This is a genomic window from Bradyrhizobium sp. 155, from assembly GCF_023101105.1.
In the GTDB taxonomy this organism is placed as follows: Bacteria; Pseudomonadota; Alphaproteobacteria; order Rhizobiales; family Xanthobacteraceae; genus Bradyrhizobium; species Bradyrhizobium canariense_D.
This window is the reverse complement of record NZ_CP064704.1, coordinates 6613253-6638669: the sequence shown is the minus strand read 5'-3', so window position 1 is coordinate 6638669 and position 25417 is coordinate 6613253. Positions and strand designations below refer to the sequence as shown.

The following is a 25417-nucleotide window of genomic DNA, read 5'->3' as shown; positions in this document are numbered from 1 at the left end:
CACGTGATGCGGAAACGAATTTCCTGCCACCGGTGCGGTCGGCGCCACCAAGTTGGAATTCGGCTGCTATGAGAGCACCTCGTGCGGGTCTTCCTGTTCTCGCTCAACGCCTATTGCCGACTTGCAGGTGCGTCTCGGGCAACCCGGCGAAGGACGACAACTGTCGGAGGCTGCTGGGGCTTTGTCCGGCGGACGATGCTAGCGCCAAGGTGTTGTTGGGCGAGCGTATGGGCGGGACCGTGAGTGATCACGTCCACAATGCCCTCGGTTGCCGGGGTAATCAGGTCGACTCTGTCAGCTGTGCGCATCCCGCGCTGAAGCACGCGGCTCGCGGCCGGCTCAAGCACGCCCGGCTCGATGACAGACGCGCGTGCCGCGTCGATGGCTTCTTCAACATCAACGATGGGCTCACGGATAGTTGTCTCGATCGTCTCGATTTTAGGCTGCGGGCATTGATGTTGCTGCACCGGGATCCCGACAGGCTCATGCAATCCGTGACCCCAAGCGCCGCCGTGCGGGAATGGAGGGGGTCCATCGAGCATCATGATAGGGCGGTTCGTAAGCCCGGGCGCTCGCGAGGCGCGGTACAAATGAACCATGGAGCAGGGACGGCAGCATGAGCAACATCGCCCGTGATAGTGACATCGTCGAGCTGACGGACGCCCCCTTCTTTGATTATGGTGACAACGTGCGGGCCAACCGCACCATCCGCAACGACGGCACCTATGTGGGCAAGGAGATCGGTGAGGTTCTGGTCAAGAAAGGGGAGCTTGGCTATGTCGTCTCGATCGGCACGTTCCTGCAACAATTTTATATTTATGGAGTCGAATTCCTCGGCTCCGGCAATCGCGTCGGCATGAAATGCAAGGAGCTCGATCTAGTCTCGCCAAGCCACGAAGCCGAGGAGCCGTTCTTGCCAGGAGCGGCACCCCGATGATCGAACCAAGATCGCCAAAATACCGGTCAGGCCAACGTGTCAAGGCGGCAATCGATCTGCTCAACGACGGTTCCTTTCCCGGCGCGTCGGCCGAAGAGTGTCTGGTCAGCGTCGGGTATATTGGTCCGATCGTCCAGGTCGGTCGCCATACGGGAGCGAACCTACCCATTTATATGGTCGACTTCGGCAAGCAGTTGGTGGTTGGCTGCCTCGAGGCAGAAATCTCTGCAGTCTAGGATATCGCGCAATGAACGCAGCAATCATCAGACGACATCATTCCGGATTGCCTGCGCATCCCAACGAGCTCGACCGGTGGCGGATCGTGCGCGCGCTGAAGAAGCGCGAGCACTACCGATATGTCTCGCCAAAGGTGACAGCGGTTGCTGGTGGCTATCTGGTCGAGAGCCCGTGCTGCTCAGGCAATATCAATGCGGAGGGCGGCCTCGTCGACGTCGCGCTGCTGCACCACGATAGGACTGCGGCGGCATGGCAGCTGCTCCGCAAAGATCACCGCAGGGGCCTTTGGGAGTGGCATTCAACCCATCAACGGCTTGGCCTGGCGACAGCGGTTCTGAACGCCGACCCTGAACGTTTGTTCTGGCAATAGATCGTGGAGATGGTGCTCGAAGGCGCCTTGACGGAGATCGAGTAGACGCTCGCCGCTATTCATACAGCCTCTGAGCCCTGCCTGACGCTCCGGCAGAAAGCTCCACATCTTGCCTGGATTTGTTGCGAGGCGTCCGAGATGACGCAGAATCCGTTCCGCCGGGTTGGAGGTTCGACCTGCATCTACTCGACAGTGAAGGTCACTGCTACAGATCACGAATGATCCGCAGCGCGCCGGCATTGTGCTGGCCAAGCGCTCTGGCAAACCGATCAAGCAATCGCCTGCCGGTGCCAAGCTCACACAGGACGGCTAGGCCCGCGGGTTGCTTGCCATGCCGTAGTGCCCGGCCCGGGAATATCAGGATCAGGTCGCTCGCTCGTCCATCGGGTCCATAAGACGGGGACAGGCGATGGTCTCCCAGAACTGTTCGCTGAGGACGGAATCGCCTGGGAACGTCAACGTGGCTTATTAAACCAAGGATACTGCGGTAGATGAAGTTTGGATCAGCGAGCCGTGCTCGATCTGCTGACGAGGAATAACGCTCAGGCTTTGTAAGATGTGCCTTTGTGAGTACTCGCCCTTAGGTCAACCGCCGTGCACTCGCCGTGAAGGCCGGTTGATGATGCGCGCGCAAGTGAGGCAGTGCGACTGTCCCGGCCCATCCGCTCTCTCTAGTGCACCAATAGTATTGGGGCTTGGAAATATCATACTACAAACTACTGAGTGAAGTCGGCGCGTTCAAGCAGAAGCGCTTTTCGAGTTGTTGTTTCGAAGACGCATCGAGTGTCCCATCTCTATCGCTTGCTTCCATGTTGAAGGCGCTGACGTGCACGTAGAAAATCAGGTTTGTCACGCGAATAAAGATCCAGATGACAGAGGACAAATTCGCGTGTAGTTCCGGTTCTTATCTCAAAGAGAAAAATCCGCTTGAATGGTTGTCGATGACCATTGATATGGTAATGGGAAGCAGTTGCGTCTTCGCCAAAAACAAGACGCTCCAGGCAGATGTGCAAAGCGAAATCGGAGAACACGTGGCAAAAAGCACCAAGCGCAAAGAGTATAGTAAGGATGACGTCAAGCTGCTCAAGGCGCACTCAAAGGCCCGCACCCCTGTAGCTAGGGTTTCAAAGCTTATGAAGCGATCCGAGGGCTCTCTAAGACAGAAAGCACGTACCTTGGGGATTGGCTTGGGTCACCAGCGCTGATATCCGCCTTAATGTTCGGAAATTGACCGGCGTGATGATCGAGATGGCCAGGCGGCTTACGACCGCCAGGCCACCCGATCGCTTCAGGTCCTTGCGCCCAAGGGTCAGCTCGCGCCATGAACGAGCTGACCGATTTCCTGATAGACCGGCTCACTTGGCCTAAAACTCGTCGAGTCATGGTTTTAGTCAGGGACTGATAAGCCCGACTCGTTCGTCTCATAGTGCGGCTTACATGGGTCAATATAGATTTATCGAGCCCGGAAATACGGTCCGCGAGCGTGCCGGCGGATCATCATCCCGGCCGGTAGACGTCATTCGGCGCTGAGCTATCTCCCTCTCCCTCCATCCTTATCGAGGCGCGACTACTGGAACCCTAGTTGCCCCGAAGAGGGAGCTTGGCCCGAGTCCGTGGGTGCCGGCATGTCGGCCTACAGCATTAGCGGCCTGCGGCTGACGCAGATCGCTCCGATGATGCTGCGGGCCGGCAAGGCGCAGAAAGAAGGGAATAGCCGCGGTCCGGCCTATGGCGACAACATAAAGGAACTCCGGCAGGAGATGTGCGTCGAGTAGGCGCAGAAGCGTACAAGTATTTTGTATGTTCATGCGTAGCCGCCTCGGCATCCTCTTGTATGCGGGATTTGTTATGAGGTGGGCAAGAGCGGTGGTGAACCTTGTTCATCGTCATCATCGAGACCGTCGATTGGCCGCCACGACTGCCGCGCGCGGACAGCGCGGCGGCCGCGGTAGACTCGATGGTGGCAATGAGATTTGAATTGCGTGCCGCACTCGCTAGCAGCAGGCCGCATTTGCGGTAAGATCGCCCGTATCCAGAAACGATTGAATCTGACGTCCTTAATTCGGGAGCTGCTCCTTGCTGCACTTTCGATATGTTGCCTCAGGCAATTTTAAGCGTGTCGCCGCCGATTTCGCGGTTGCAAGGGCAGAGCTCATCCGTCTGTATCGCATCCAGAACGCGTAACGTGTCCGTCGGGCTGCGGCCGACATTGAGGCTTGTCGCATAGACATGCTGGACCGTGTTCTCAGGATCGACGATGAACGTGTAGCGATGCGCGATGCCATCACGCGATCGCACTCCAAGGCCATCGACCAGTGCGCCCTTGGTGTCCGCAAACTGCCAGATCGATAGACGGTGCAGATCCTTGTGCTCACGCCGCCAAGCGAGCTTGCAAAACTCGTTATCGGTCGAGCCACCAAGCACGATTGCATCGCGATCGGCGAAATGCTTGGACAGGCGAGCAAACTCAGCGATTTCGGTTGGGCAGACGAATGTGAAATCCTTCGGGTAAAAGAAGATGACTTTCCATTTTCCGGGGAAACTCCTCTCAGTCAGCGTCTCGAAGGCGCTCTGCCCGTTCTCCTCTGGCAGGTGAAACCCGGGCTTCACGCCTGTGATGTCGAACGGCGGCAACTTACTTCCAATTCCAGGCATATTGTCCTCACAGCATCGCGTCACACGGAAACAGCGTTCCGCGACTGGCAAAGCAAGCGATATGCCACCCCGCTGATGGCAAGTCCCATCATGCCGGTCGTGGAACATTCGCCTTTGATGATGGCGGTGTCCTCGGACCCTATCTGCACCGTGTGGTCTCCTCAATTGACTGGGCCCGGCATTCCCGTTGCGCGCTCCTTCGCCCGCCTCTCGCAGGGGAATCCACGCGCCCCGCTTTGTCGGTTTTCTGTCAGAGCCCTTGCCGCTGTCGGGTCCACCACAGCTTCCGGTCTCGGGCGCTGCGCTATTAGTCAAGCCTAATCAGATGCTTAACGCGCGTGCGAACGAATGGCACGCCAGTTGCTAACTGAATGCAGCAACAAGGAGTGAGGGCTGAGGGCACGCCGACGCCGATGGCGAGCGATGGCCTCCTTCCCGAAACCCGTGTGCCCACGTTTCTGAGAGAGAAACAGCCTCGCGCGTTCGGCGCGCAAAATTGGCAATCGGTTGATGGAGAGCAACATGTCTTCGCTGAGACAAATCGCGTTTTATGGCAAGGGTGGCATCGGCAAATCGACAACGTCGCAAAATACGCTGGCGGCTCTTGCTGAGCTGGGCCAAAGGATTCTCATCGTCGGCTGTGATCCCAAAGCGGACTCGACTCGCCTCATCCTGCACGCCAAAGCGCAGGACACCATTCTGAGTCTGGCGGCGAATGCCGGCAGCGTTGAGGACCTCGAAATTGAGGACGTCATCAAGCTCGGCTACAAGGACATTCGATGTGTCGAGTCCGGCGGTCCAGAGCCGGGGGTCGGGTGCGCCGGAAGAGGCGTGATCACTTCGATCAACTTTCTGGAGGAGAATGGCGCCTATGAGGACATCGACTATGTCTCTTACGACGTGCTGGGCGACGTCGTCTGCGGCGGCTTCGCGATGCCTATCCGCGAGAATAAGGCACAGGAAATCTACATCGTGATGTCCGGCGAGATGATGGCCATGTATGCCGCCAACAACATCTCCAAGGGTATTCTGAAGTATGCCAATTCCGGCGGCGTGCGCCTCGGCGGCCTGATCTGCAACGAGCGCCAGACCGACAAGGAGCTGGAGCTGGCAGATGCTCTTGCCAAGAAGCTCGGCAGCCGGCTGATCTACTTCGTGCCACGCGACAATGTCGTGCAGCACGCGGAGCTGCGCCGCATGACTGTGCTGGAATACGCGCCAGAGTCCAAGCAGGCGGATCACTATCGCAATCTCGCGACCAAGATCCACAATAATGCGGGACAAGGCGCCATCCCGACGCCAATCAGCATGGACGAGCTCGAGGATATGCTCATGGAGCACGGCATCATCAAGCCTGTCGACGAGAGCCTGGTCGGCAAGACCGCCGCCGAGCTCGCCGCTGTTTCGGCATAGTTCATCTTGTCGGCCTTCTCGACCGGGGAAGGCCGACATCGTCCACTGCGGGACCTTTATGATTGGCACACAAAGCGAATTTGCCAATACAGTGTCATCTCCTGTATCAGCAGCTCACGTCACCGAGCAGCGCGATGCGAGTGAGCTCTACGGGCTTCTGACCGGGCGCCATCCAACAGAAGTCGACATCAGCGACGATAACGATTTCGATCGCCATGTGCTCGCTTGCGTTCTCGCCGCATCCGCTATGGATGGCGGCCAACTTCCCGAACGGGCCGGCTTGACTAACCAGGAGCTCGATGCGCTGTTGGTGCAATACTTTCCATCGACGCCGATCAGGAGTTGTACCTGGCGCGAACAGTCCGCGTTACCGGCTCCTGACGAGACGATTATGGTGCTAGACCTCCTGCTTGCGCAACGTTCCACTCATGGAGAGGTCGGCGGCTGGCTCGCGACGATGATCGCGCGGCGCGCCATGGAGCCTAATCACCTGTGGGAAGATCTCGGTCTGCGGGAGCGGGACGAATTGTCCCGCCTCCTGATGCGCCATTTCAGGCCGCTGGCGGCTCGCAACACCAAGAACATGCGGTGGAAGCGCTTCTTCTATCGCACGCTATGCGAAGATGACGGTCTGGTGATGTGTACCACGCCGGTCTGCACGGAATGCAATGATTTTGATCTTTGCTTCGGCGAGGAGAGCGGGGAGAGCCGGATGGCCGGACGCCGGCGGGATCATCTGCGTCGTCTCGATGACTCCGTCCAAGCCATCCGAAGTTCGCAGGGCTGAGCTCATATTGGATGCCCGCTCCTCGGCGCGAGTCCCGGTGTATCGGACCAGCTTTCGGCCAACGGTCACATGACCGGACTGAGGGTTTGAAAAGACACCGGGTAAACAACTTCGCGCAGGCAGCCTAAGCAGGACGCGGCGGCGCCTGATCATCGGGCTTGATAACTGGTGGATGCGACCGTCACATTTACCGCCAAAATGTTCTATGTTGACGCGCGATCGAGGCCAACATCCGCCCTCTCGATCGCGCCCGCTGACGTTTTACGAACGACGACTTGTGGTTGGACGACCGGATGGCTCAAGAATCCTCTTCGATCAGCGCCGGGATGCACGCGCCTTTCCCCGAAGTGTTGCAGCTTGAGGTCAGGCCCGAACCGTTGCCCGGCCGCCAAGCTTCCAAGCTCGGCGCCTGCCTTCAGCTCGGTCGCAAGCGCACCGGACCTGCACTCCGCCGTTTCCACCCTGGCGGATTTGCGACACACCGGACTAATCTGAAATTCGACGTCATTCACAAGTTCTCGGGAATTCGAGCGGTTTGGCACAGCAGTTGCTGTAAAGCTTCCGGCATAAACCTACGGAGCCGCTGATGGCGTTAGCTGCCGCAATCACCGCGCCCGACAAAGATCAGTCGAGGTCCATAGTCCTTAATGACACCACCTTGCGCGACGGCGAACAGACACCGGGCGTGGCCTTCGCGACACCGGAAAATGTCTCGATGGCGCGTGTCGCTGGCCGCGGCCGGAGTCACGGAGATCGAGGCCGGCACGCCGGCGATGGGTCAGGAAGAGATTGCCGCGATCCGAGCGGTCGCCGAAGCTGGCCTCGCGGCCACGATCATCGGCGGGTGCCAGATAAAACCCGCGGATGTCGATGCGGAGATCGAGGCCGGTGTTTCGATGGTAATCCTATCGATTCCATCGTCGGACGCGCAGATTGCGGCGAAACTCGGTGGCGCCGTTTGGCCGTGCTGGAGCGGGTGAAGCGCGTCGTGGCCCACGCTCGCGACAAGGGACTGGGTGTCGCGCTAGGTGGCGAAGACTCCTCGCGTGCCGATGTCAACTTCCTGATCGACCCACCGCATTGTGATCGGCGAGCATTCAGAGCTTGCCGCTATCACTTCGCTGTTGTCCGACTTGCAGCTTTCGGTCACCGCCGACGAAACCCAAACCACTCTCGCGCGCGTCCGTAAGCATGCCGTCGAGCACAAAGGCCCGGTTTCCGAGGAAGGTGGTGGCGATGTGGCGCGACATTCATGAGAGATCGCTCCTCAACGGAGGGCGATCAGGTGGTCAGCCATGCGCTTCGCGCGATCAGGTTGGAACATTCGGGCCAGGACGGCTTCTGGTCGCGGATCTAGATGGAGGTTGAGAATGACGACGGACGGGATCCTTTCGCAATTGAACAAGGCCTCCGCGGCAGAGGAGTTTTTTGCACTGCTCGGCGTCGAGTACGATGCGAAAATCATCGACGTGGCGCGGCTTCATATTCTGCGTCGCATGGGTGAATATCTCGCGGGCGAAGAGTTTACCGGTGCATCCGATCCTGACATCGCCTCGCGTTGCAAGGCCACGCTCGAGCGCGCCTATGCCGATTTCGTCACCTCCTCCCCGATCGAACAGCGCGTGTTCAAGGTCTTGAAGGATGCGGCCGCACCACAATCGAACAAGCATCGAGCATTGGTGCAGCTCGGTTCTTTGGAGTGAATTCAGTTTATATCGTGCTCTGGAGCGTGAAGGTCCAGAGAACCTGCCAACCACCCAGGGCGTCAAATTCAAACGCAAGTTGCAGTTACGGCCGCGGGTCCGCAGCTTGGACACTCGGCTCCCTAAGAGCCAATCACGGCTCAGCGCTGATATTTCCGTCGTTTCAAGCTGGTGCCCATGGTGCACCTATCTCCTGCAATGGTACGCCGGCAGCGGGGAGCACATATTTGGCGAGGAAAGAGCACCAAGATGCGGATGACTGTCTTTTGTCGCATTCTGGACACGGGTCCAGCACGGTGCCGAATGTTCCGATCCTCGTGAGGGGCTGCCAATCCGATTTCCTTCAGTAAGATTCTGTATTGGCGGTCAATTTTCATCGTCTGCGCAATTGGTACGACAATTGCTGACATTTACTCAGCTAGTCTGGAGAAAGGAATGCACATCTTGGTCCGCATCGAGTTTGTTTTTGACGCCGCGCAGTTTCGCGCGCGCTGCCTGTCGACACAATGATACGTCGCGACGCCAAAGCGATGGTTGCATATTCCGGCCCGGCTGAGCTGAAAGCTGCGCTTGATCCGCGCCAAAGATTCGTCGACGAAATCACTCCCGCTGGCCGATCTATGGCCGAGGTTTTCCGGGCGGCGCCCTTGCTCTCCGGCGCTGGTCGCGCGGCGCCGTTGACGGGCGGCTTCACCGCCGGCCCTCGTGCCCTCGCCAAGAGTTGCGGGCGTGTCGCTGCAATCGGAAATATTGCGAGGGCATTCGGAGTAATGGATCGCGTTTTCACCGGCAAGCTCGCGGCCGGCAATGGGACCAGCCGAGCCTCTGGCAGGTCCTCGGTCTGTTCCAGCTCGGTTGCATCTCGAAGATGAGGGGGAACAATCGATCGGATCGAGTGACCGCGCGGTTGCGTGCCTCACTAGTTCCATTGCCAAACGGTGACCCAGAATGCCGAACCGGGAAAGAACGCCCAAGCGCGTGCTTCCTGGCTCGTCGATCAAGGTCCAGCAACGGGTGTCTGGGCCCCGCGCTGCTGCCAGGCAGTGTTGAAAAAATGGCGGCGGGCACGCGGCCGAACTTTAACTGAAGCAATCTTCACCCGCGAATTCAAAGCTGGAGGCGGAGCACGCTTCGCTGGCGAGCCGCTACTGAACACGGATGGGAGTACAGATGATGAGCACCGCACCCAAAAGCGCAGCTCCGGCCCCGGGTGGTGGTCGCGCGGCGACCAAGAGGGAGCTGCCCGAACGATTCAAGGCTTATAGGCACGTCTGGGTCTTCATCGAGCAGGAACGCGGGATAGTGCACCCCGTCTCCTGGGAGCTGATGGGTGCCGGCCGCCGGCTCGCCGACAAGCTCAACGTTGACCTCGTCGCGGTTGTCATCGGCCCGGTCGGGGAGACAACGCAGCAGGCGGTCGCCGAATCCTTCTGCTACGGCGCCGATCTTGCCTATATCGTCGCGGATGATCTCTTGGCCGATTATCGCAATGAATCCTACACCAAGGCCCTGTCAGAGCTGGTCAATACGTACAAGCCGGAAATCCTACTCCTAGGGGCAACTACACTGGGCCGCGACCTCGCCGGCTCAGTGGCCACCACACTGCTCACCGGTCTAACCGCCGACTGCACCGAGCTCGATGTCGATGCCGACGGCTCGCTTGCAGCGACCCGGCCGACGTTTGGCGGCTCACTATTGTGCACGATCTACACACTGAACTATCGTCCACAGATGGCAACCGTCCGTCCGCGCGTGATGCCGATGCCCGAGCGCGTGACCGGCGCCGTCTGGCGCGTCATCTCGCATCCGCTCGGGCTTGTAGAGGAAGATATCGTCACAAAAGTGCTGTCGTTCCTCCCGGACCGCGATTCTACAAAGTCCAACCTTGCCTATGCCGACGTGGTCGTCGCTGGAGGGCTCGGTCTGGGATCGCCTGAGAACTTCCAACTGGTACAGCAGCTCGCGGACGTGCTTGGCGCCGAATATGGCTGCTCGCGGCCGCTGGTCCAGAAGGGCTGGGTCACCTCGGACCGTCAAATCGGCCAGACCGGGAAAACCATTCGGCCAAAGCTCTATATCGCGGCCGGTATTTCCGGCGCGATCCAGCATCGCGTTGGCGTGGAGGGGGGCGACCTCATCGTTGCCATCAACACCGACAAGCACGCTCCGATCTTCGACTTCGCCCATATCGGCATCGTCACCGACGCCATTCGACTGTTGCCCGCGTTGACCTCTGCATTCCGCGCGCAGCTGTCGCCGCACTCGCACGACCGCATCGCTGGCTAGGGGAGCTTGTTATGATCGAGGAAAGATTCGACGCGATCGTCGTCGGTGCTGGGATGGGCGGGAATGCGGCAGCGCTTACCATGGCCGAGCGGGGCCTAAAAGTGCTGCAGCTGGAGCGCGGCGAGTATTCGGGGTCGAAGAACGTGCAAGGCGCTATCCTCTATGCCGACATGCTGGAGAAGCTGATCCCGAATTTCCGAGAAGATGCACCGCTTGAGCGGCATCTCGTCGAGCAACGCTTCTGGATCGTGGACGAGCGTTCGCACACGGGGATTCACTATCGCTCCGATGATTTCAACGAGGAGAAGCCGAACCGCTACACCATCATCCGCGCGCAGTTCGACAAATGGTTCTCGCAGAAGGTCCGCGAGGCCGGCGCCACGGTGCTGTGCGAGACCACGGTGACCGAGCTCCTCCAGGATTCCCATGGGAGGGTCGTCGGGGTGCGCACAGACCGAGATGGGGGTGAAATCCATGCAGATGTCGTCGTGCTGGCCGAGGGGGTAAACGGAGTGCTCGGGACGGGTGCGGGCTTAAGAGGGCGGCCGAAACCGGACAAGGTCGCACTCGCGGTCAAGGAGATGCATTTCCTGTCGCGCGAGACAATCGATGCTCGCTTCAATCTCAAAGGCGACGAGGGGCTCGTCATCGAAGCCGCCGGAACCATCTCCCGCGGCATGACCGGTATGGGCTTCATCTATTCCAACAAGGAATGCATATCGCTCGGTATCGGCTGTCTTGTTGCCGATTTCCAGCGTACTGGCGAGACGCCTTACGGCCTTCTCGAGGGCTTCAAGCGTCACCCGTCCGTCGCGCCGTTGATCGAGGGTTCGGAAGTAAAGGAATATTCCGCGCATTTGATCCCCGAAGGTGGATACAGAGCGATCCCGCAGCTTTGTGGTGAGGGCTGGGTCGTTGTCGGAGACGCCGCCCAGCTCAACAACGCCATCCATCGCGAGGGGTCCAATCTGGCGATGACGTCGGGCCGTATCGCCGCGGAAGCGATCTGTCTTATCAAATCGCGAAATGATCCGATGACGGCCAAAAATCTTTCGCTTTACAAAAAACTCCTGAATGAATCCTTCGTGATCAAGGACCTGAAGAAGTACAAGGATATGCCGGCACTGATGCACACCCACTCGCAGAACTTCTTTCTCACATATCCGCAGCTCTTCTCCAAGGCGATGCAGGATTACGTGCGCGTCGACGGCACACCAAAGCTTGAGAAAGAGAAGCTGATGCTGAGCTCGTTCATCAAGGCGCGGTCGTGGAGTGGATTGTTCAGCGATGCCCTGCGCATTGCCCGGGCCTGGCGGTGATCATAAACCAAAGACAACGACGAACGACGGAGCCAGAAACAATGCCGAGCGAGCCATCCCGACGTGTCGAAGACAAACTATTCTACAACCGCTATCTCGTTGATTCCGGCCGCGCCCATATCAAGGTGCGGCCGCACACCACACCTTCGTCGCGGCTCTTATCGATGCTGAAGGCCTGCCCTGCACGGTGCTACGAGCTCAGCGATAAAGGTCATGTTGAGGTGACAGTCGACGGGTGTGTCGAGTGCGGCACCTGCCGGGTGATCTGCGAAGAAAGTGGTGATATCGAGTGGAGCTACCCACGTGGCGGTTACGGTGTGCTATTCAAATTTGGTTAAAGCTTCGGGGTAGGGGCTGATTGGCAAGGCTGCGGCGTTGTGGCGGTACAACGAGATCACGCGCGAGTTTGAGATTTCGCCTGATTCAATCGAGTCCCGATCTTTCCATCTACCGGGCGGGCCCTTCCCAGGTTCCGCTACAATATGCCCGGAGATACCCAAAGCGAGCCGGATCCGAAACAGGGCGCAACGCATTGGCGGGAATAGGTCGTCCATCTCGGATCGACCGATCCTGGTTCTCTTCCCCAAAATCTGGCCGGTTTCGTCCTTCTTGGAGTTCGCGGCGATCCGCCTGCCGCCACTGCCTCGCAACGCTGCCTATCACCTCAAACGGAACGCTGGAAGCAGGATTTCGCTTCGCCATAGCCGCCGACCCGACAAGGTGCCATCGAGCGCCTTGTAGACTAGACAAGCACGGCGGATCACAAAATTAGCGATTTGCGACTCCTTCGCGCAGCCGCCGGTTGCGCATTCGTCAGGTGGGCTGCGTGCATGCAGCACACAATTGTGCCCTTTCATTCGCCTGTATCGCCGGGATATATGGTCGGCCGGAGAGCATGACGATGGTTCGATTACAAAAGAGGAGGGCAGCCGCTAACGCGCGGCGAGCAGAGGCACGCCGTGAGAGTTCGGTGGGCGACATCCAGGCCCGCATGGCCGAACTGAGAAGCTTGCCGCGCGAGAAGCTCGCTGTGCGGTGTTCATGCTCCCGATGAATGCAAGACGGCAGGGCGAGTTGATACGACATGCGATCGAGAAGCGCGCCGAGGTCGACTTGGACTTTGATCCGCCGCCGAATGCTGATTTCGCGACCTATCTCGCAAATGATGTGGTCTCGACCTTACGCCACCACGTTGCTGACCTTCCGACCTTGCTGGACCTGTTGGTTGAGCGAGCGCCTGACGTCTGCTTCACCGTCGATCGGGAGGAGGCCGTTTCGCTACTGGCCGCAATCATTCGCGAACAGCGGCTCGAAGGAGTCCTTGAAGGCCTCTAGGCTCGCCGGGCTCCTGAACGATCAGCGAAGGATCGCCAGGCCGGGATCGGTTCGGACGCGGATTTAAGAGCAGCTGCCGAGCGTGCGTGAGTGTCCAGGGCGCTTTGAGGGACAGTCCTGCAAGATTGAATGTCCAGAGCGGATGGGGACGTCAGAAAATCTCGGCGCCTGCTTGCGAGGTCAAAACCGCCTCGAAATTCGCGGCGTAGCTCCTTTGTCATCCGTTTCCCGTTTATCGCTGGCGCGGAGCCGCTATGCATGCCCGCTCGCAGTCCCCGGCCGCGTCAAGCTCGGTGACCTTCGCGTTAGCGAGGACGAGATCCGCACTCTGAGCTTTCATGTTCAGTTGCAGCGCGCGTTTGCCCGCTGGCGGATCATGGAACCGTTCGCTAACAGCCATGCAAGGGAAATCACGGCAGGATCGACCGAGCCGCGGCGATGTGCCAAAGCGGCGAAAGGCGGTCGCTCAACTCGGTGAGGCGTCCTGGTGAAATCGACAGCCCTTGTTTCGGTAGTCGCTGGCTGCGCCCTGGGAGCCGCGGCCCTGGCAAGTTTTCCGCGAGCGAGTCGAGAATAGCAGAAAAGCTGAGTGGCGGCCCGCTGCAAATTGGGCGAAAGGGCCTTCTTGGGTGGCGCTGGATCGTCGACATGAACGCTCCGCCGAGCGTCTGCCATAAACCCCCTATCCTTGCTCGAGGCCGAGAAATACGCCGAACTCGCGTCGGCTATTCGCTGTCTTCGCGAGCCGCACCGGCTTTCGCCGAACGTCGTGTCCACGAGCACGCCGAAGACACAGCCGAAATCCGCAGCTGAGTACGGCCGAACGGCGCGTCCCACGTCAATGCCGGCCAGGTCGGTCAGTAGGCCTGCTCAAACCCCCACGAAGGCGCCTCACGCGCTGCGGCCAGCGGCACGTCAGTGACCTGCTGCAATAATCTGAAAGCATCCGATCGCAACTTCCATCACGATCAGCACGACTATAACCCACTCAAGACGCAGCGAGCGCCGTGTGTCGATAATGTCCGTCAGTGCGTTAGCCGTTCCGGAGATGGCCGACAGCTTGCGCTCAAGCATCTCAAGACGCTCCTTCAGTTCGTATTCGTCTTTCAGACGCGCATAGAGCCGCTCGAGTTCCGGCTTCTCCCAGAGTGCGTCGGGCTTTTCGGCAATCGCGATGCGGCCCGCGACGCGCTGCTCGACCAGGAGCGCATTGCCGATCAGTTGGAGAATGCCCTTGCGGCCCCGCGGCGTCCGGCCGCGCTCGGCCAGTTCGCGTGCAAAGGGTTCGATCACGTCGAACACCGCGGCGACACGGCGCTCATCTCGCTCCAGCGCCGTGCTCTTGGCTAGCGTATCGGCGATCAGCAGCAGCCGATCGTCACTAAAATTTCTAAGACAAATCCGCCCGCCCGGCAGGATGACCTCAGCGCTCTGGTCGTTGCAGAGCTGCGCCTGCGCGCTATCCTCCTCACAGGAGGTGAGTTCACCAATGACGCGCGGCATCAGGGTTTCGATCAGAGCGGTTTCTTCGGAGGGCGACAGTCCGATGAGCACTACAACGCCATAGCGGAAGACCACGACAAGGCCCGCATGAATGCGGAAAGCGACCGGCGTCGAGGACACCAGCGTTCCGATTTCCAGAGCCGACGGGTTGATACGATCTCCCAGCATGACTGCCCGAATGCGCAGCACCGAGGCGGCCGCCGTCTGTCCGGAGACCACAGCCTTACCGGGCGTAAGTTGATCCATGTTCACTTTAGCATCCGGTTTGGCGCCACTGCGACGCGATAGCGTTCCCCCAGAAACACGTCCAGAACTTCGTCGCAGATGGTGCAGCGGAATTTGCCGGGCGCGTTGCTGAGAGATGACGCTGAGCTCCAGCAAATGCCGGCTTCAGAGTTTGGATGGGTGGTCTCTATTTCATGTTCGTGCATGCTTGCCCGCAAGCTCAATCGAACGCCCAGCAAAGCTCTTCGAGGAATTCGACGATCCCCGGCCGCCACATTTGGCTGCGCCGTAGGCGCCTTCCTCGAACAACGTCGAGCAAGATTGATGCCGAACCGGTGTCTTCGCGCCAGCGGCGTCAGGATTTCCGCCTCAATGGGCGAGCGAAAATGATCGATTGGAACGGCGCAGGTTGATCAAAAAGCTGGTCGCGATGTGTGTTCAATTTCCTCCAGAGCATGTCGGCTACAGAACACGGCGGATCTTGGGCGCCGCACAAGCTTTCAAAGCGCAATCAGAGCCTTAACCGCGGCAGCGGCGCTGGCATAGCTGTTGCTATGAAATGTCGCAAAGACCGAGCGAAGGCTGAGTGCAGACCTGGTCCGATCGGGCGAAAACAGCAAGTTGCCCGTGGACCGAGGATGGGGAAGGTGAAGTGCCGTTTCCAACCGTCAGCCACACGAACGTCGCGGCAAATTCTTGAGCCAAGGCCCGAGTACAACGGCAGAAAGGACTAGAGACCGTGCATATCGAACCGGGAATAGCAACAGGCGCCAAGTTCGTATTGAGCTGCGCGACAGGCATTGCGATGGGCTGCGTCGTCGCCAAGCTTGTGGTCGAGGCCATACACGAGCGGCGCGCTCTGTCATTTGCTGTGCAAGCCATCGCCGCGACGGGCCTTGTGTTCACGTTATTCGAATTCCTGCCGCACTTTGCGGTTTGGGCATCGGAAGTGCACCTCGTCCTGGGCTCCACGCTGTTCCTCTTGTTTGGCGCGGCGCCGGCGGCCTTAGGTCTTGCGCTCGGCCCCTTGCTGCAAAGCGTCCTCTTTGTTCCGACCGACCTGCCGCAATATCGGATGAATGTCACGACGCCTCTAATACCGCTGTTTGCGATCAAGGCGCTCGCCAAGCGCCTCATTCCATCCAAGGCTGCCTATCGCGATCTGCAGTACAGCAAGGCGCTTTCGCTCTCGACTGCGTATCAATCCGGTATCGCTGTCTGGATCGCGTCTTTGGCGCTCTATCGCGCGGGCTTCGGCGCCGCCAACCTCGGTAAAGTCGCATCGCTCGCGGTTTACTATGCAGTTGTGGCCTTGGTCGAGCCGCTGGCTGATCTGGCTGCGCTGGCGCTCGGGACACAAATTGGGCGGCGTGAGTGTGAGGGGATCTGTCGCCTACCGCTCCCAGAAGGCATGTTGCGGTCGAAAGTAACGATGGCCGCCATCTCGGCCGCTTTGCTCAAGCGATACGTACGCTTTCCCCGATAGCAGCCGGCTGCCGCGATCCCGGGCGACGCGCACTCGCTGTTATCCGCGAGGGGGCCGACTTTAGGCTCATTCCGCACAAGGCGACCAGGAAATCATTTCTCGCCGAATTGCGGCCGGCCGTCTGCGCCGGCCCGGTCGCTGGCGATCGGACGCGCACTACCGATTTCGACCTGCTGGTGGGTGATGTGGCGAAGGCGAACTGCCGCCACGACGTGGAGGAATGGCGGGAAGCGCTCAGGGCAGCAGCCTGGTCGCAGAGCATCGGGGACGAGGTTGGACACGAGGGCGTCTTGCGCTGCTGATACACTGCGAGTCATCCGTCGAACGAGCTTATCCATGCAACATTGGCAGCCTCCTCAGCACAGGCGCGATGGACCGCCGTTCGGCGGCTTCGCACGCTCTGCTGCACTCGGCCGGAATGTTCGCAGTTCGACAAAGAAGATCGCCATGTATGGATTGATCGTGGTGTTGACCACGCTCGCACTGTGCAGCATCGTGTTTGCCGGCGAATTGACCGGGCCGGCAAAGGTCATCAGCACCGACACCCTTGAAATTCACGGGACACGCGTTAGGCTCTGGGGCATCGACGCGCCGGACAAGTCTCAAATGTGCCGAGATATCAACCTCAATCCTTATCGATGTGGCCTCATGGCCGCGAGCGATCTTGAAGCCTTCATTGCAGAGCGCGAAGTCAGTTGTCTGTCAGTCCTGGAGGATGAGTGTGGACGGACATTGGCGATCTGTTCAGCTGATGGCATCGATCTCGGAGAATGGTTGGTGCGCAACGGTCTCGTGCTCGATTGGGAGCGATACTCCAGGCGCCGATACCATGCTGCGCAACGCGCGGCCGATCGTGGCGGACTGGGCTTGTGGGCGGGCAGCTTTGCCGTACCTTGGCTATATCGAGCGTGCATTCGGTTAGGTGGTGGACCAGCCAGCTGTTCTGACGACGCGAATGCTCACCCTTGACCGGTATTCCTCACACCAGAATATACGCCAGAGTCGTTCCGCACAAAGTGACCGTCACGGGCGAGCTGGCGTCGGCCGCGAGTGAGCAAGCTTACCACTGCCGCGCCACCGTGCTCAAAAGGGGTAAGATGGTCTCAAGCTCTCGTAAGCGCGAAAGTCGCAAGACAGAAAATCGCGAGCTCCACAGGAACGCCATGGTTCTCGCCCTAATTCTTCGGAATCATGGACTCGCAGTCATGCCAAGGCGGCGCCTTTTGAGTGAGAGAGCCGCATTTACTCGGAAGAATGGCGGGCTCTCCGGACAAAGCAAAGGCGTGGCACGGAAAACAATCAGTTTCGCCGGGTACAGGTTGAGCGGAAGAAAGAAGGCCAGTGGCGTTCAAGGCACCATTGGGCGCGGTAGGCAACACGAATGAGGCTTGGGATGCAGCCGACCTCCACTCCATTCGACGCAAACTTTCAGGTTTTGACATGCCCAGGGCTCGCAGCCTGATTCCCAGAGGTCGCCAGATGCCGTCCCACCAAAACTCATACACTCGCACTCAAATCTGATGCAGCGAGCCGGTGTGAGCGCTTGCTCAACGCCGGCTCCGCGGGCCTATCGAAAGGACGGTAATCGAATTGGGCCCTTTGCCGCGGGAACGCCGCATAGGTCCCTTCCCGGACTTCGCTGCTGTTGGCGATATCGGCGGCGATTGCCTTTTCAAGCAACGGCTGCTCCGATTTACGCCAGAATTTGGCCGGGCGCGTAACAAGCTGAACACCACACGCGCGGTTTCGGCGATAAAGACGTGTGGACCTGCCTTGCAGGCGCCGATCACAACAATGCCTCAGAAGACAATGCAGCTGCTCGTTCGGTTGGAAACAGCACGGCTCGCTGACGACTGACCGGAGATCCGCTGAATGAGCAACCCCAACAAGAACGTCAGATCGCATATCACCTACCGAACGCGAAGTGCGCGCGTCCCAGAACGAAGCGTGAGCCACTGAACTCGCAGCGTCGCTCCCATAACCTAGTGGTGTGCAGACTCTGTGCCGACGGGCACGATGCAAGCTCCTGGCCTTTTTCGATCGCGATGTCACCAACCCGACGATAGCGGTCATTGCTCAAACAAGCCCGGGTTTGAGGTCGAACACGAATCGAATGCCGAGCGCCGGCACCGCCAGTTCGATGATTTCAGTGAACGCTCCTGCGAAAGAGATTAGGTGATCGAGCTTCTTTGCAACCACACAATGAAGTCGCACCTTAATTCGAGGCGCAGTGCTGAGCTCAGTCAAAGACCGCAAGCTCACCTCTGCCATCTAGGAATTGAACTGGGTCGGCAGTCCCTGATGATGCCGACGCGGCATAGTCGGAAGCGGTCCGAAACAAACGAACACGATCTGCCGATCTGCATCTTCTCCCCTGCTGCTCCGGAGATCAGGCGTCGTATAACTCCGGCAAGCGACCTTTCTTAACCGTCTCCCCGAGATCAGCCCCATAGCTGGGTTTCATTGCTGGTCTATTCGCACGGCGATCTGGGCAGCGAATTGTTCGTGCCGTTCTGGGTGGTGCTATTGTGCCAGACCGATGCAGGTGGGACCCCTGATGGGCAGCTGGCGTATCGTCCGCACTAGGGCTTTCGCGTGACGACCAAGTCGCGGCCAGGTGGTCTCGGCCCAGAGGCCTTGCATCCCTCTTTGTTCTTGGCGACTTCCGCGCCACTGTCGGCGCCGCGCCGCTCGGCGGTGCGCTGGAACGTGGCCAGCTCGATGGTCCATGCCTGGAGAATTAGCGTGCCGGCCTCGGCGATCGTTGCGGCCGCTGAACTGGTGGGGTCAATGCTTTCGGTGTTTTCGTTAGGACACGAGCTTCAGCCCGACAATGCCGGCGACGATCAACCCGATGCTGGCAAGGCGAAACGCGGCGGCCGGTTCTCCGAACAGGATGATCCCGAGCGCTGCGGTGCCGACCGCACCGATGCCGGTCCAGACCGCATAAGCAGTTCCAATGGGCAGCGTCTTTAGAGCAAGGCCGAGCAGGATCACGCTGCCGGCCATGGCCGCGAGCGTGAGCACGGACGGAACGGGCTTGGTAAAGCCCTCCGTGTATTTGAGGCCGATTGCCCAGGCGACCTCCAGCAGGCCGGCGGCCAACAAAATGCTCCAGGCCATGGCGGCCCTCCGTTCATGGCAGGGTAGTCCCTGCGGCTGATGTGGTGATGAGCGCAGCGCCATCCTTGCCAGGGCTCGCGATTCGCTTCGAGCAAAGGTCAACTTCTCTCAAAGATCAGCATTCCGACGTTATTGGTTCGGCGAATTCACACGATCGACAAAGCAGAAAGCCATCCGTTCCGTTCATGCGATCGGCAATGTTGCAAAATGCTGCCCCCTCAAAGAGATCCTTGTACCTGTCGCGGAGGAGGTTGCCCAAAACGTGTCGTCGCTCAAAATCCATGCAGCAGAAAGTAACGTCGCCGTTTGGGAGAAGAACATTACGATATTGCCGTTCGTCAGGACATGTCAGTGCTCCAACGATTGGCTGTCGCGCTCCAACCATCTTCTCGCCGTTGCCAGCCCTGCTGCGCGGCGGACGCGAACGAACCAGCGCTTCGTCAGGAATTATGCCGACAAGGTCGGGATGCACCTCGCCCATGACTATGAAGAGCAACGATGAAAAGTCGGCATCGACAAGTTGGCGCATCAAATCGACATAGTTGCGCTTGACGAGACCACTATCCATGTGCGTGCCGTCATCAAAAACATGCACTAGGAAAACGCGGAACTGCATCGCACGCAAACGTCTTAGATCCCGCCCGTTCATTCCTACCAGGGTTGTGAAAATGCGGATTCCATGGCCACACGCATAGGCATGCTCAACCATTTCGGTGCAAGCCGGATTGAGCCAAGGCTCCGAATATCCGGAAAAGCTAATGTCGACGGCTGCTGGTACGCGCGCCAGACATCGCTTGAAATCTTGGAGAGAAAGATGCTTCACGTCGGATATCGCTCTTTGCCGTTCGGCAAACTTGTCTTGCGGACAATAAGAACATCCGACGACACAGCCAGTTGTCGTAGTTATCTCCAAGACCCTGCCGCCACTGATTGCAGAGCGCAGCTCCTGTGGAGTCATCGATTCTATATTGTCCACTTCCGCGCTCCGCGTTTGGAACAAAGAGATATTGAGGGGACCGTCGATTTGCATCTCATGCCGGTTCGCTCATGCTTCAGTTCTCGATTCGTCGTCCACCAGCGCGACCCGGCATGGTCGCAAGCGCGATCGCGGTAGATGAAGGATGCGCCACGGCTCTCTCCCATAACACCCCAGTCCAGCAGGAATGGACGGCTGCCGAATGCACATCCGTCGATGGGGTTCGTCTAACGTCTCGCTTATTCCAAGAAGCATCACTCATGCCATTGGCGGTACTGTCCTTAACTCGACACGTCCGCGATGAATGTCCTCCCAAATGCGCGACCGAAGTGAAACTCTACGCAATCGATAGAGTACAATATGACGCTACGTACGATTCAAGCTCTCTCGAAAATGAGCTGAATGACAGCTTTCTTATGAATCTCGACGGTGTAGCCTGCCCCGAGCACCACGTCATCATGATGGTCGGCATCGCGCAGCGACGGCAGGTGCTGACTTCTTGCTGATAAACATCGCCTTGAATCTATATCAAGACGCGCACGGCAAAACAGGGGGGCGGCACGGTACAAAGTCGCAGACAGAAAGCACCACAACGGATTGGGCCGATCTGCCGATGAGCGCCGATATGACCGGGAAGTCCTCTCTTCAGCAAGCTCACAGATGTGAGCTCCGCATGTCGCGAGCCACCCGTCCAGTCTTGCGACGAGAGTTTACACGAGCCGGGAACAACTCTTCGATTCATCATCGGCACCTGCCTGGTATATGTTTGCCCTCAGGCCGCGGTAATATCATGATCGCGATGACAATCTCCTCATTGAGCCTGACCACAACCTATTCACAAGTTCCGAGAACAGCAGAGTCCCTCGGGCTTTTCTTTCCAGGCTGTTGCACGGCGCATCTCCGCGGCATTGTTCAGCGATAGCGGCCCGAACGTAAATCGCATGGGAGGAGGGGCTCTCTACAGCAAATGCTGCTCGGATGTAGCAACCATCGCGCTGACCGGTTGCGCCCGTGTCGTGTAGATCGATCCGCTGATGCGTCTTGTGAAAGCCTTGGCTGGTCCAACAGCACGCCACAGCTACAAGGCCCGACCCCGCACCGGCACGGCCCCAGCCTCTTTCGCTTTGCTTGGCCCACACACGATCCTTCTCAGCCATCACGAGTAGTCGAGCACGCATTGCCCGCCAAGTCCCTCAACGGCGCCCTTTGGTCTATATGTGCGGGTCGAAACCGGCTAAGTCCTTGATCTTCTCGGGATTATCCAACGAATACAATAGAGGTATGGGGCAATGGAGGCCGATGGGACCCATGGGGATTCCCAGCGTCGCAGAAGGGACCCATTCGTTCGAAGGCAGACGCCGCAGTCGCGAGCTTGACTGCATTTTCCCCCTTGAAGCCCGCTATTTGAAACCGGGGTGGCTAGGGTGTTCGGAAAGGGTCCCGGTGCGTCAGATGGGACCCGTAGAAATTCAGCGGGGCTTTGTCTCAGGCCCGCTCAAGGATGTTAGCGACGCTTTGCGCGTACCACTGCCCCCCGCGTGCCGTGGCGATACCGCGAGCGTTCAGTGCCTCCGCAATCTGCCTCAGCGTGCTCGCACCGGCCTTCTGTGCCTCACGGATGATGGGCAGCACGTTCGCCGCGTATCGGTCTGCCTCGGCTTTCACGGCATCCACACCACTCCTGCGGGCCACATGGAGCTTCGGATTGCCCAACGTGACCCCGCGAGCCTTGGCGGCCGAGAGGGCTTGCCGGGTGCGCGTGGAAATCAGTGAGCGTTCCTTCTCGGCCAGCGCGGCGAACAGGTGCAGCACGAACGGGTCAACATCCGGCCCAAGCTCAGCGACCAGGAAGGGCACCTTGTGAGCCATAAGGCCGGAGATGAAGTGAACATCGCGGCTCAAGCGGTCGAGCTTCGCGACACCGACGTGGCACCTGAGTTTCCGTGCGGCGGCCAGCGCGGCCTTGAGCTGCGGCCTGCGGTCGAGGGCATCCGACCCCTTTCCTGTCTCCACCTCAACGAACTCACGGACCACTTCGTATCCCTCGGAAGCCGCAAAGTGGGAGAGGGCGTGCCGTTGGGCCTCGATGCCCAAACCCGAGCGGCCTTGGCCCGAGGTGCTGACGCGAATGTAGGTGACGAGGGGGGCTGCCGGCACGTCTAGGGTCCTCCAGATCAGGTCTGTAAAGAACCTATACGTCCGATTAGATTTTTGACAAGGGCTTCATCGGCGCCCCGCTGCGATTTCCCACCCTCCTTGCACGGGTTTTGCTAGGCTGTTAACGCGAGCAAGCTACAAGCAAGCTATCCGTGTACGAATGGGGAAGGACCGGATGTTCTGGATGCCAAGCGATGCGCATTAAACCGCAGATTTCCTCGTCTTCCATAGTTGCTGTAGGACACTTCAACCCCCTGATCCTCCGGCCAGATTGGCTCCTCAAAAAGGAGCTGATCGTTGGAAGTGACAGCGAGCAGATGCGCGTTGAGGTGATCCACTCGGAGCTTGTTCTCCTGCAATTTCCATGGGGTCGGCTGCATTGTGATCAAGGCCAGTTCGTGGTCTCCACTGACAAAGACCCCATAGTCACCGCCTATGATTTCTTTGTGAGCTGTTTTCAAATGCTACCTGAGACGCCAGTTCGCGCGGTAGGCATTAACCGGGAAATTCACTTCCCCGCAGGAAGCGCTGAAAAACTGCATCTCATTGGTGACACCCTTGCGCCGAAGCAGTTTTGGGAAGAATGGACCTCAGAGGCAACTGGGAAACGTATCGGAGGTTTAAGAAGCCTTGTCATGGAACAGGGAGTTGTGCGAGAAGGGCGTAAGATACGGAAAGACGGACGCGCCGGGTACATCCAGTTCAAGGTCGAACCATCCGTACGCGGGGATGTCCCGGATGGTGTTTTCGGCTCAGTTAATAACCATTTCGATTTGACTGTTAAAGGCGAGCCCAACGACGGTAGAGCAGCCGCAGAGCTAGTGTCAGAGATGTGGCACGACGCTATTGAGCAGGCCGAGCATTGGTTTGATCACCTGATGAGCATTGTGGATGTCGATGCAAACTGAATTTGAGAGTTCCAGCAGTCCAACAAATGGCAAGGCCCTTCGCGTCACCTTTGACGCTGACGCCGTAAAGTACCGGCAGAAGAAGCGAGCTCTCATTCTACGCAACCAAAGTGTAGACAACACTAGCGTAGGCAGTGAGGACATTGACCCGCGCGCAGATCTTCCTGCGCCTGAGGAAGTGGGCATCCGTCCTCTAAGGTTTCCCCAATCCCATGTCCGCATCGCACCTCGCGAGATTACTCTGCAGGAGTGGGAGGGACGTGTTGTACAAATCCAAGGAAGGCTTGTCATAGCGCGTCTCGTCGACATTACAGCGGGCGACACGGAAGAAGCCGAAGAAGTCGAGCTGCCGTTGGATGATGTTACGGAAGCAGATCAGGCTTTGCTTCGGCCGGGCGCGATTTTTCGCTGGATTATAGGGTACTCCTACGCGTCTGGGCGCAAGGAGCGATTTGCGAGAGTTATTGTGCGCCGCCTTCCTATCTGGACGGCGCGAGAGATGTCAGAAGCGGATCGGGAAGCAAGCGAGCTGCATGATGCCATTTTCGGAGCTAGCGAAGATCGGGCCGCCAGCGCCGGATGAGGTTGAGGTAACGATTTTCGGGCCGAACTTTGGCGAGTGCATTATCGTTCATTTCGGTAGCAACCGCTGGTTTGTCATCGACTCTTGCAGCTACCCCGGCATTCCCGGACCGGCGGCCCTCCATTATTTTAAGCAACTTGGTCTAGACGCCAGCTCTGTCGTCGAGCGAGTCATTGTGACTCACTGGCACGATGATCATTGCAAAGGGATTTCGGAATTAGTCGCTGCTTGTCCTAACGCGTCGATTTGGATCGCATCCGCTCTGACCAGCCACGAATTCATAAAGTTCGTGCAGAGGCTTTCTAAGAACAAGACCGCTATTGCGGGCCACAAGGCTGGAGAGTTCTCTCAAATCCTCGAAGAACTGCTTAAACGGAAGAGGGCCGGCCTACCCACCTTCGGTGTCGCGAGCCAGAATATGCTGGTGCACCAGGTGGCAGGTCAGCAACTGGCTCACGGCGCCCCGTTCCGGTTAGTTGCGCTCTCGCCTTCTCACGGTGACCACTTGGATTTTTTGATCCGCATCGCGGCCCAAATGCCGTCGGCGGGAAAGCAAAAGGGCTCCCTCGGCAGCCCAAGCCCTAATGAAATCTCGATAGCGTCTCTTGTTGAGATAGGAGATGCCGTACTACTCCTCGGGGCCGATTTGGAGAACAGCAAGGTCAGCTCGGGCTGGGGGGCAGTGCTACGTGCTAACTCGGCTACCCCCTTCGGGGCCAAGGCGCAGGTTTACAAGGTGCCCCATCATGGCTCCATGACCGGACACAATCCCAACGTCTGGCAGGATATGGTGGAGAGCGATCCAATCGCTGTGTTGACGCCGTGGAGGCGGGGTCGCGGTCGGCTACCAAGTACGGATGGTGTCAAGACAATAACAGGCTTGGCGCAGCGCGCCTTTGCAACCTCTGACGAAGGGGGCACACGCCCGAAGAAAAGACACCCGAGTGTGCAAACCTTCCTTCGAACCAACAACATAAAGGTGCATAGCTTGCAGGCCGAGTCTGGGTTTGTGAGGCTTCGAAAGCAGCAGGGGCATGAGTGGGCCGTGGAGCTTTTTGGGGCTGCCTGTCGGTTAAGCGAGTTACTGAGACGGCGTCGCAGCGCGAAGACGTCGTAAGCATTTGGACCTGATGAGCGCTTTTGTTCAGTACAAAGCCCTGCTACAAAGCAGCCCCGTCGAGGCACAAATTCTTTAGGTTTATCAATCCCGAGGCTCGCGGTTGGCAGTACCCACCCAACTGTATCATATACATCAATAAGTTAGAGAAATTGCTTCAATCCTGGGCATGTTGAGGGCGCGGGTCGCGTTCGTGTCCAGTCTTGCTTTATAAGCCCCGACATCGGAATGATCGCTGCGTTAGACCTGCGGAGCAACTGGCCGAGTGCTTAGTCTTGCCGGCACCGCACCTGCGAT

24 protein-coding genes and 3 pseudogenes are annotated in these 25417 nt (G+C 58.7%); 21 read left to right on the top strand and 6 right to left on the bottom strand.

Features of this window, described 5'->3' with window-relative positions:
* Positions 1 to 68 precede the first annotated feature (68 nt).
* The 6 genes from IVA93_RS41375 (at position 69) to IVA93_RS31820 (ending at position 3319) form a co-directional block, all read left to right on the top strand.
* Complete coding sequence (locus tag IVA93_RS41375; RefSeq protein ID WP_524536851.1) at positions 69 to 620, top strand: 4Fe4S-binding leucine-rich repeat protein; 552 nt, start codon at positions 69 to 71, stop codon at positions 618 to 620.
* Entirely contained in the window at positions 617 to 937 is a 321-nt protein-coding gene (locus IVA93_RS31840) for a nitrogen fixation protein NifZ (protein WP_247299036.1), read from the top strand. The genes IVA93_RS41375 and IVA93_RS31840 overlap by 4 nt, the downstream gene beginning before the upstream one ends.
* A complete protein-coding gene (locus IVA93_RS31835; protein WP_247789403.1) occupies positions 934 to 1173 on the top strand; it encodes a nitrogen fixation protein NifZ in 240 nt (79 codons plus the stop codon). Before IVA93_RS31840 ends, IVA93_RS31835 begins: the two co-directional genes overlap by 4 nt.
* 11 nt (positions 1174 to 1184) lie before the next feature.
* A complete protein-coding gene (locus tag IVA93_RS31830) occupies positions 1185 to 1544 on the top strand; it encodes a DUF3024 domain-containing protein (protein ID WP_247299034.1) in 360 nt (119 codons plus the stop codon).
* Between the two features lie 869 nt (positions 1545 to 2413).
* Positions 2414 to 2749, top strand: a complete 336-nt coding sequence (locus IVA93_RS31825) for a hypothetical protein (RefSeq protein WP_247299032.1) — start codon at positions 2414 to 2416, stop codon at positions 2747 to 2749.
* A gap of 420 nt (positions 2750 to 3169) precedes the next feature.
* Positions 3170 to 3319: a hypothetical protein gene (locus IVA93_RS31820; protein ID WP_247299031.1), complete on the top strand. Its 150-nt coding sequence runs from the start codon at positions 3170 to 3172 to the stop codon at positions 3317 to 3319.
* Between the two features lie 325 nt (positions 3320 to 3644).
* Here the strand turns inward: IVA93_RS31820 and IVA93_RS31815 are convergent, their stop codons facing one another.
* On the bottom strand, positions 3645 to 4199 hold the full coding sequence (locus IVA93_RS31815) for a peroxiredoxin (protein ID WP_247299029.1): 555 nt from the start codon (positions 4197 to 4199) through the stop codon (positions 3645 to 3647).
* 522 nt (positions 4200 to 4721) lie between these two features.
* On the opposite strand from IVA93_RS31815, the gene nifH reads away from it, so the two are divergent.
* The 3 genes and pseudogenes from nifH to IVA93_RS31800 form a co-directional block, all read left to right on the top strand.
* Positions 4722 to 5612, top strand: coding sequence for a nitrogenase iron protein (gene nifH / locus IVA93_RS31810; RefSeq protein ID WP_026233535.1), 891 nt, complete (start codon positions 4722 to 4724; stop codon positions 5610 to 5612).
* 58 nt (positions 5613 to 5670) lie between these two features.
* Positions 5671 to 6399, top strand: a complete 729-nt coding sequence (locus IVA93_RS31805; protein WP_247410331.1) for a nitrogen fixation protein NifQ — start codon at positions 5671 to 5673, stop codon at positions 6397 to 6399.
* 586 nt (positions 6400 to 6985) lie between these two features.
* Positions 6986 to 7471 (top strand): annotated as a pseudogene (locus tag IVA93_RS31800) (hydroxymethylglutaryl-CoA lyase-like TIM-barrel protein); the annotation flags it as partial.
* Between the two features lie 25 nt (positions 7472 to 7496).
* Here the strand turns inward: IVA93_RS31800 and IVA93_RS41370 are convergent.
* On the bottom strand, positions 7497 to 7649 hold the full coding sequence (locus tag IVA93_RS41370; RefSeq protein ID WP_524536875.1) for a hypothetical protein: 153 nt from the start codon (positions 7647 to 7649) through the stop codon (positions 7497 to 7499).
* Between the two features lie 120 nt (positions 7650 to 7769).
* Here IVA93_RS41370 and nifW point away from each other — a divergent pair, with 120 nt between their 5' ends.
* From nifW to IVA93_RS31775, 5 genes are all read left to right on the top strand, one after another.
* On the top strand, positions 7770 to 8102 hold the full coding sequence (gene nifW / locus IVA93_RS31795) for a nitrogenase stabilizing/protective protein NifW (RefSeq protein ID WP_247336454.1): 333 nt from the start codon (positions 7770 to 7772) through the stop codon (positions 8100 to 8102).
* A 1170-nt stretch (positions 8103 to 9272) separates the two neighbouring features.
* Positions 9273 to 10388 (top strand): electron transfer flavoprotein subunit alpha/FixB family protein, encoded by a 1116-nt coding sequence (locus tag IVA93_RS31790; RefSeq protein WP_524536850.1) that lies wholly within the window; start codon positions 9273 to 9275, stop codon positions 10386 to 10388.
* A gap of 11 nt (positions 10389 to 10399) precedes the next feature.
* Entirely contained in the window at positions 10400 to 11707 is a 1308-nt protein-coding gene (locus tag IVA93_RS31785) for an FAD-binding protein (RefSeq protein ID WP_247285953.1), read from the top strand.
* A gap of 41 nt (positions 11708 to 11748) precedes the next feature.
* Complete coding sequence (locus tag IVA93_RS31780) at positions 11749 to 12045, top strand: ferredoxin family protein (RefSeq protein ID WP_083926516.1); 297 nt, start codon at positions 11749 to 11751, stop codon at positions 12043 to 12045.
* A gap of 697 nt (positions 12046 to 12742) precedes the next feature.
* Positions 12743 to 13042 carry a hypothetical protein gene (locus IVA93_RS31775; RefSeq protein WP_247789399.1) on the top strand — a complete coding sequence of 100 codons (300 nt, stop codon included), beginning with the start codon at positions 12743 to 12745 and terminating at the stop codon, positions 13040 to 13042.
* A gap of 915 nt (positions 13043 to 13957) precedes the next feature.
* Here IVA93_RS31775 and IVA93_RS31770 read toward each other — a convergent pair.
* Positions 13958 to 14797, bottom strand: coding sequence for an RMD1 family protein (locus IVA93_RS31770; protein WP_524536874.1), 840 nt, complete (start codon positions 14795 to 14797; stop codon positions 13958 to 13960).
* Between the two features lie 712 nt (positions 14798 to 15509).
* On the opposite strand from IVA93_RS31770, the gene IVA93_RS31765 reads away from it, so the two are divergent.
* The 4 genes and pseudogenes from IVA93_RS31765 to IVA93_RS41360 form a co-directional block, all read left to right on the top strand.
* Positions 15510 to 16256: an energy-coupling factor ABC transporter permease gene (locus IVA93_RS31765; protein ID WP_247789398.1), complete on the top strand. Its 747-nt coding sequence runs from the start codon at positions 15510 to 15512 to the stop codon at positions 16254 to 16256.
* A 447-nt stretch (positions 16257 to 16703) separates the two neighbouring features.
* Entirely contained in the window at positions 16704 to 17225 is a 522-nt protein-coding gene (locus IVA93_RS31760) for a thermonuclease family protein (protein WP_247789396.1), read from the top strand.
* A 1488-nt stretch (positions 17226 to 18713) separates the two neighbouring features.
* Positions 18714 to 18858 (top strand): annotated as a pseudogene (locus tag IVA93_RS41365) (inorganic phosphate transporter); the annotation flags it as partial.
* Positions 18859 to 18935: 77 nt separating this feature from the next.
* Positions 18936 to 19068 (top strand): annotated as a pseudogene (locus tag IVA93_RS41360) (inorganic phosphate transporter); the annotation flags it as partial.
* On the opposite strand, the gene sugE reads toward IVA93_RS41360, so the two are convergent.
* The 3 genes from sugE to IVA93_RS31745 all read right to left on the bottom strand — a co-directional run bounded on the left by sugE (position 19065) and on the right by IVA93_RS31745 (position 22512).
* The gene (gene sugE / locus IVA93_RS31755) at positions 19065 to 19379 is read right to left on the bottom strand and encodes a quaternary ammonium compound efflux SMR transporter SugE (RefSeq protein WP_018458212.1); all 315 of its coding nucleotides are present in this window, start codon (positions 19377 to 19379) and stop codon (positions 19065 to 19067) included. The pseudogene IVA93_RS41360 and the gene sugE overlap by 4 nt on opposite strands.
* Positions 19380 to 19494: 115 nt before the next feature.
* Positions 19495 to 20202 carry an SPASM domain-containing protein gene (locus tag IVA93_RS31750; RefSeq protein WP_245288498.1) on the bottom strand — a complete coding sequence of 236 codons (708 nt, stop codon included), beginning with the start codon at positions 20200 to 20202 and terminating at the stop codon, positions 19495 to 19497.
* A gap of 1638 nt (positions 20203 to 21840) precedes the next feature.
* Positions 21841 to 22512: a recombinase family protein gene (locus IVA93_RS31745; protein ID WP_247456450.1), complete on the bottom strand. Its 672-nt coding sequence runs from the start codon at positions 22510 to 22512 to the stop codon at positions 21841 to 21843.
* 194 nt (positions 22513 to 22706) lie between these two features.
* On the opposite strand from IVA93_RS31745, the gene IVA93_RS31740 reads away from it, so the two are divergent.
* From IVA93_RS31740 to IVA93_RS31730, 3 genes are read left to right on the top strand one after another with little or no spacing between them, the layout of a single operon-like run.
* Complete coding sequence (locus IVA93_RS31740; RefSeq protein ID WP_247456448.1) at positions 22707 to 23420, top strand: hypothetical protein; 714 nt, start codon at positions 22707 to 22709, stop codon at positions 23418 to 23420.
* Positions 23404 to 24003: a hypothetical protein gene (locus tag IVA93_RS31735; protein ID WP_247456447.1), complete on the top strand. Its 600-nt coding sequence runs from the start codon at positions 23404 to 23406 to the stop codon at positions 24001 to 24003. The genes IVA93_RS31740 and IVA93_RS31735 overlap by 17 nt, the downstream gene beginning before the upstream one ends.
* Entirely contained in the window at positions 23954 to 25120 is a 1167-nt protein-coding gene (locus IVA93_RS31730; RefSeq protein WP_247789394.1) for an MBL fold metallo-hydrolase, read from the top strand. The genes IVA93_RS31735 and IVA93_RS31730 overlap by 50 nt, the downstream gene beginning before the upstream one ends.
* Positions 25121 to 25417: the final 297 nt, after the last annotated feature.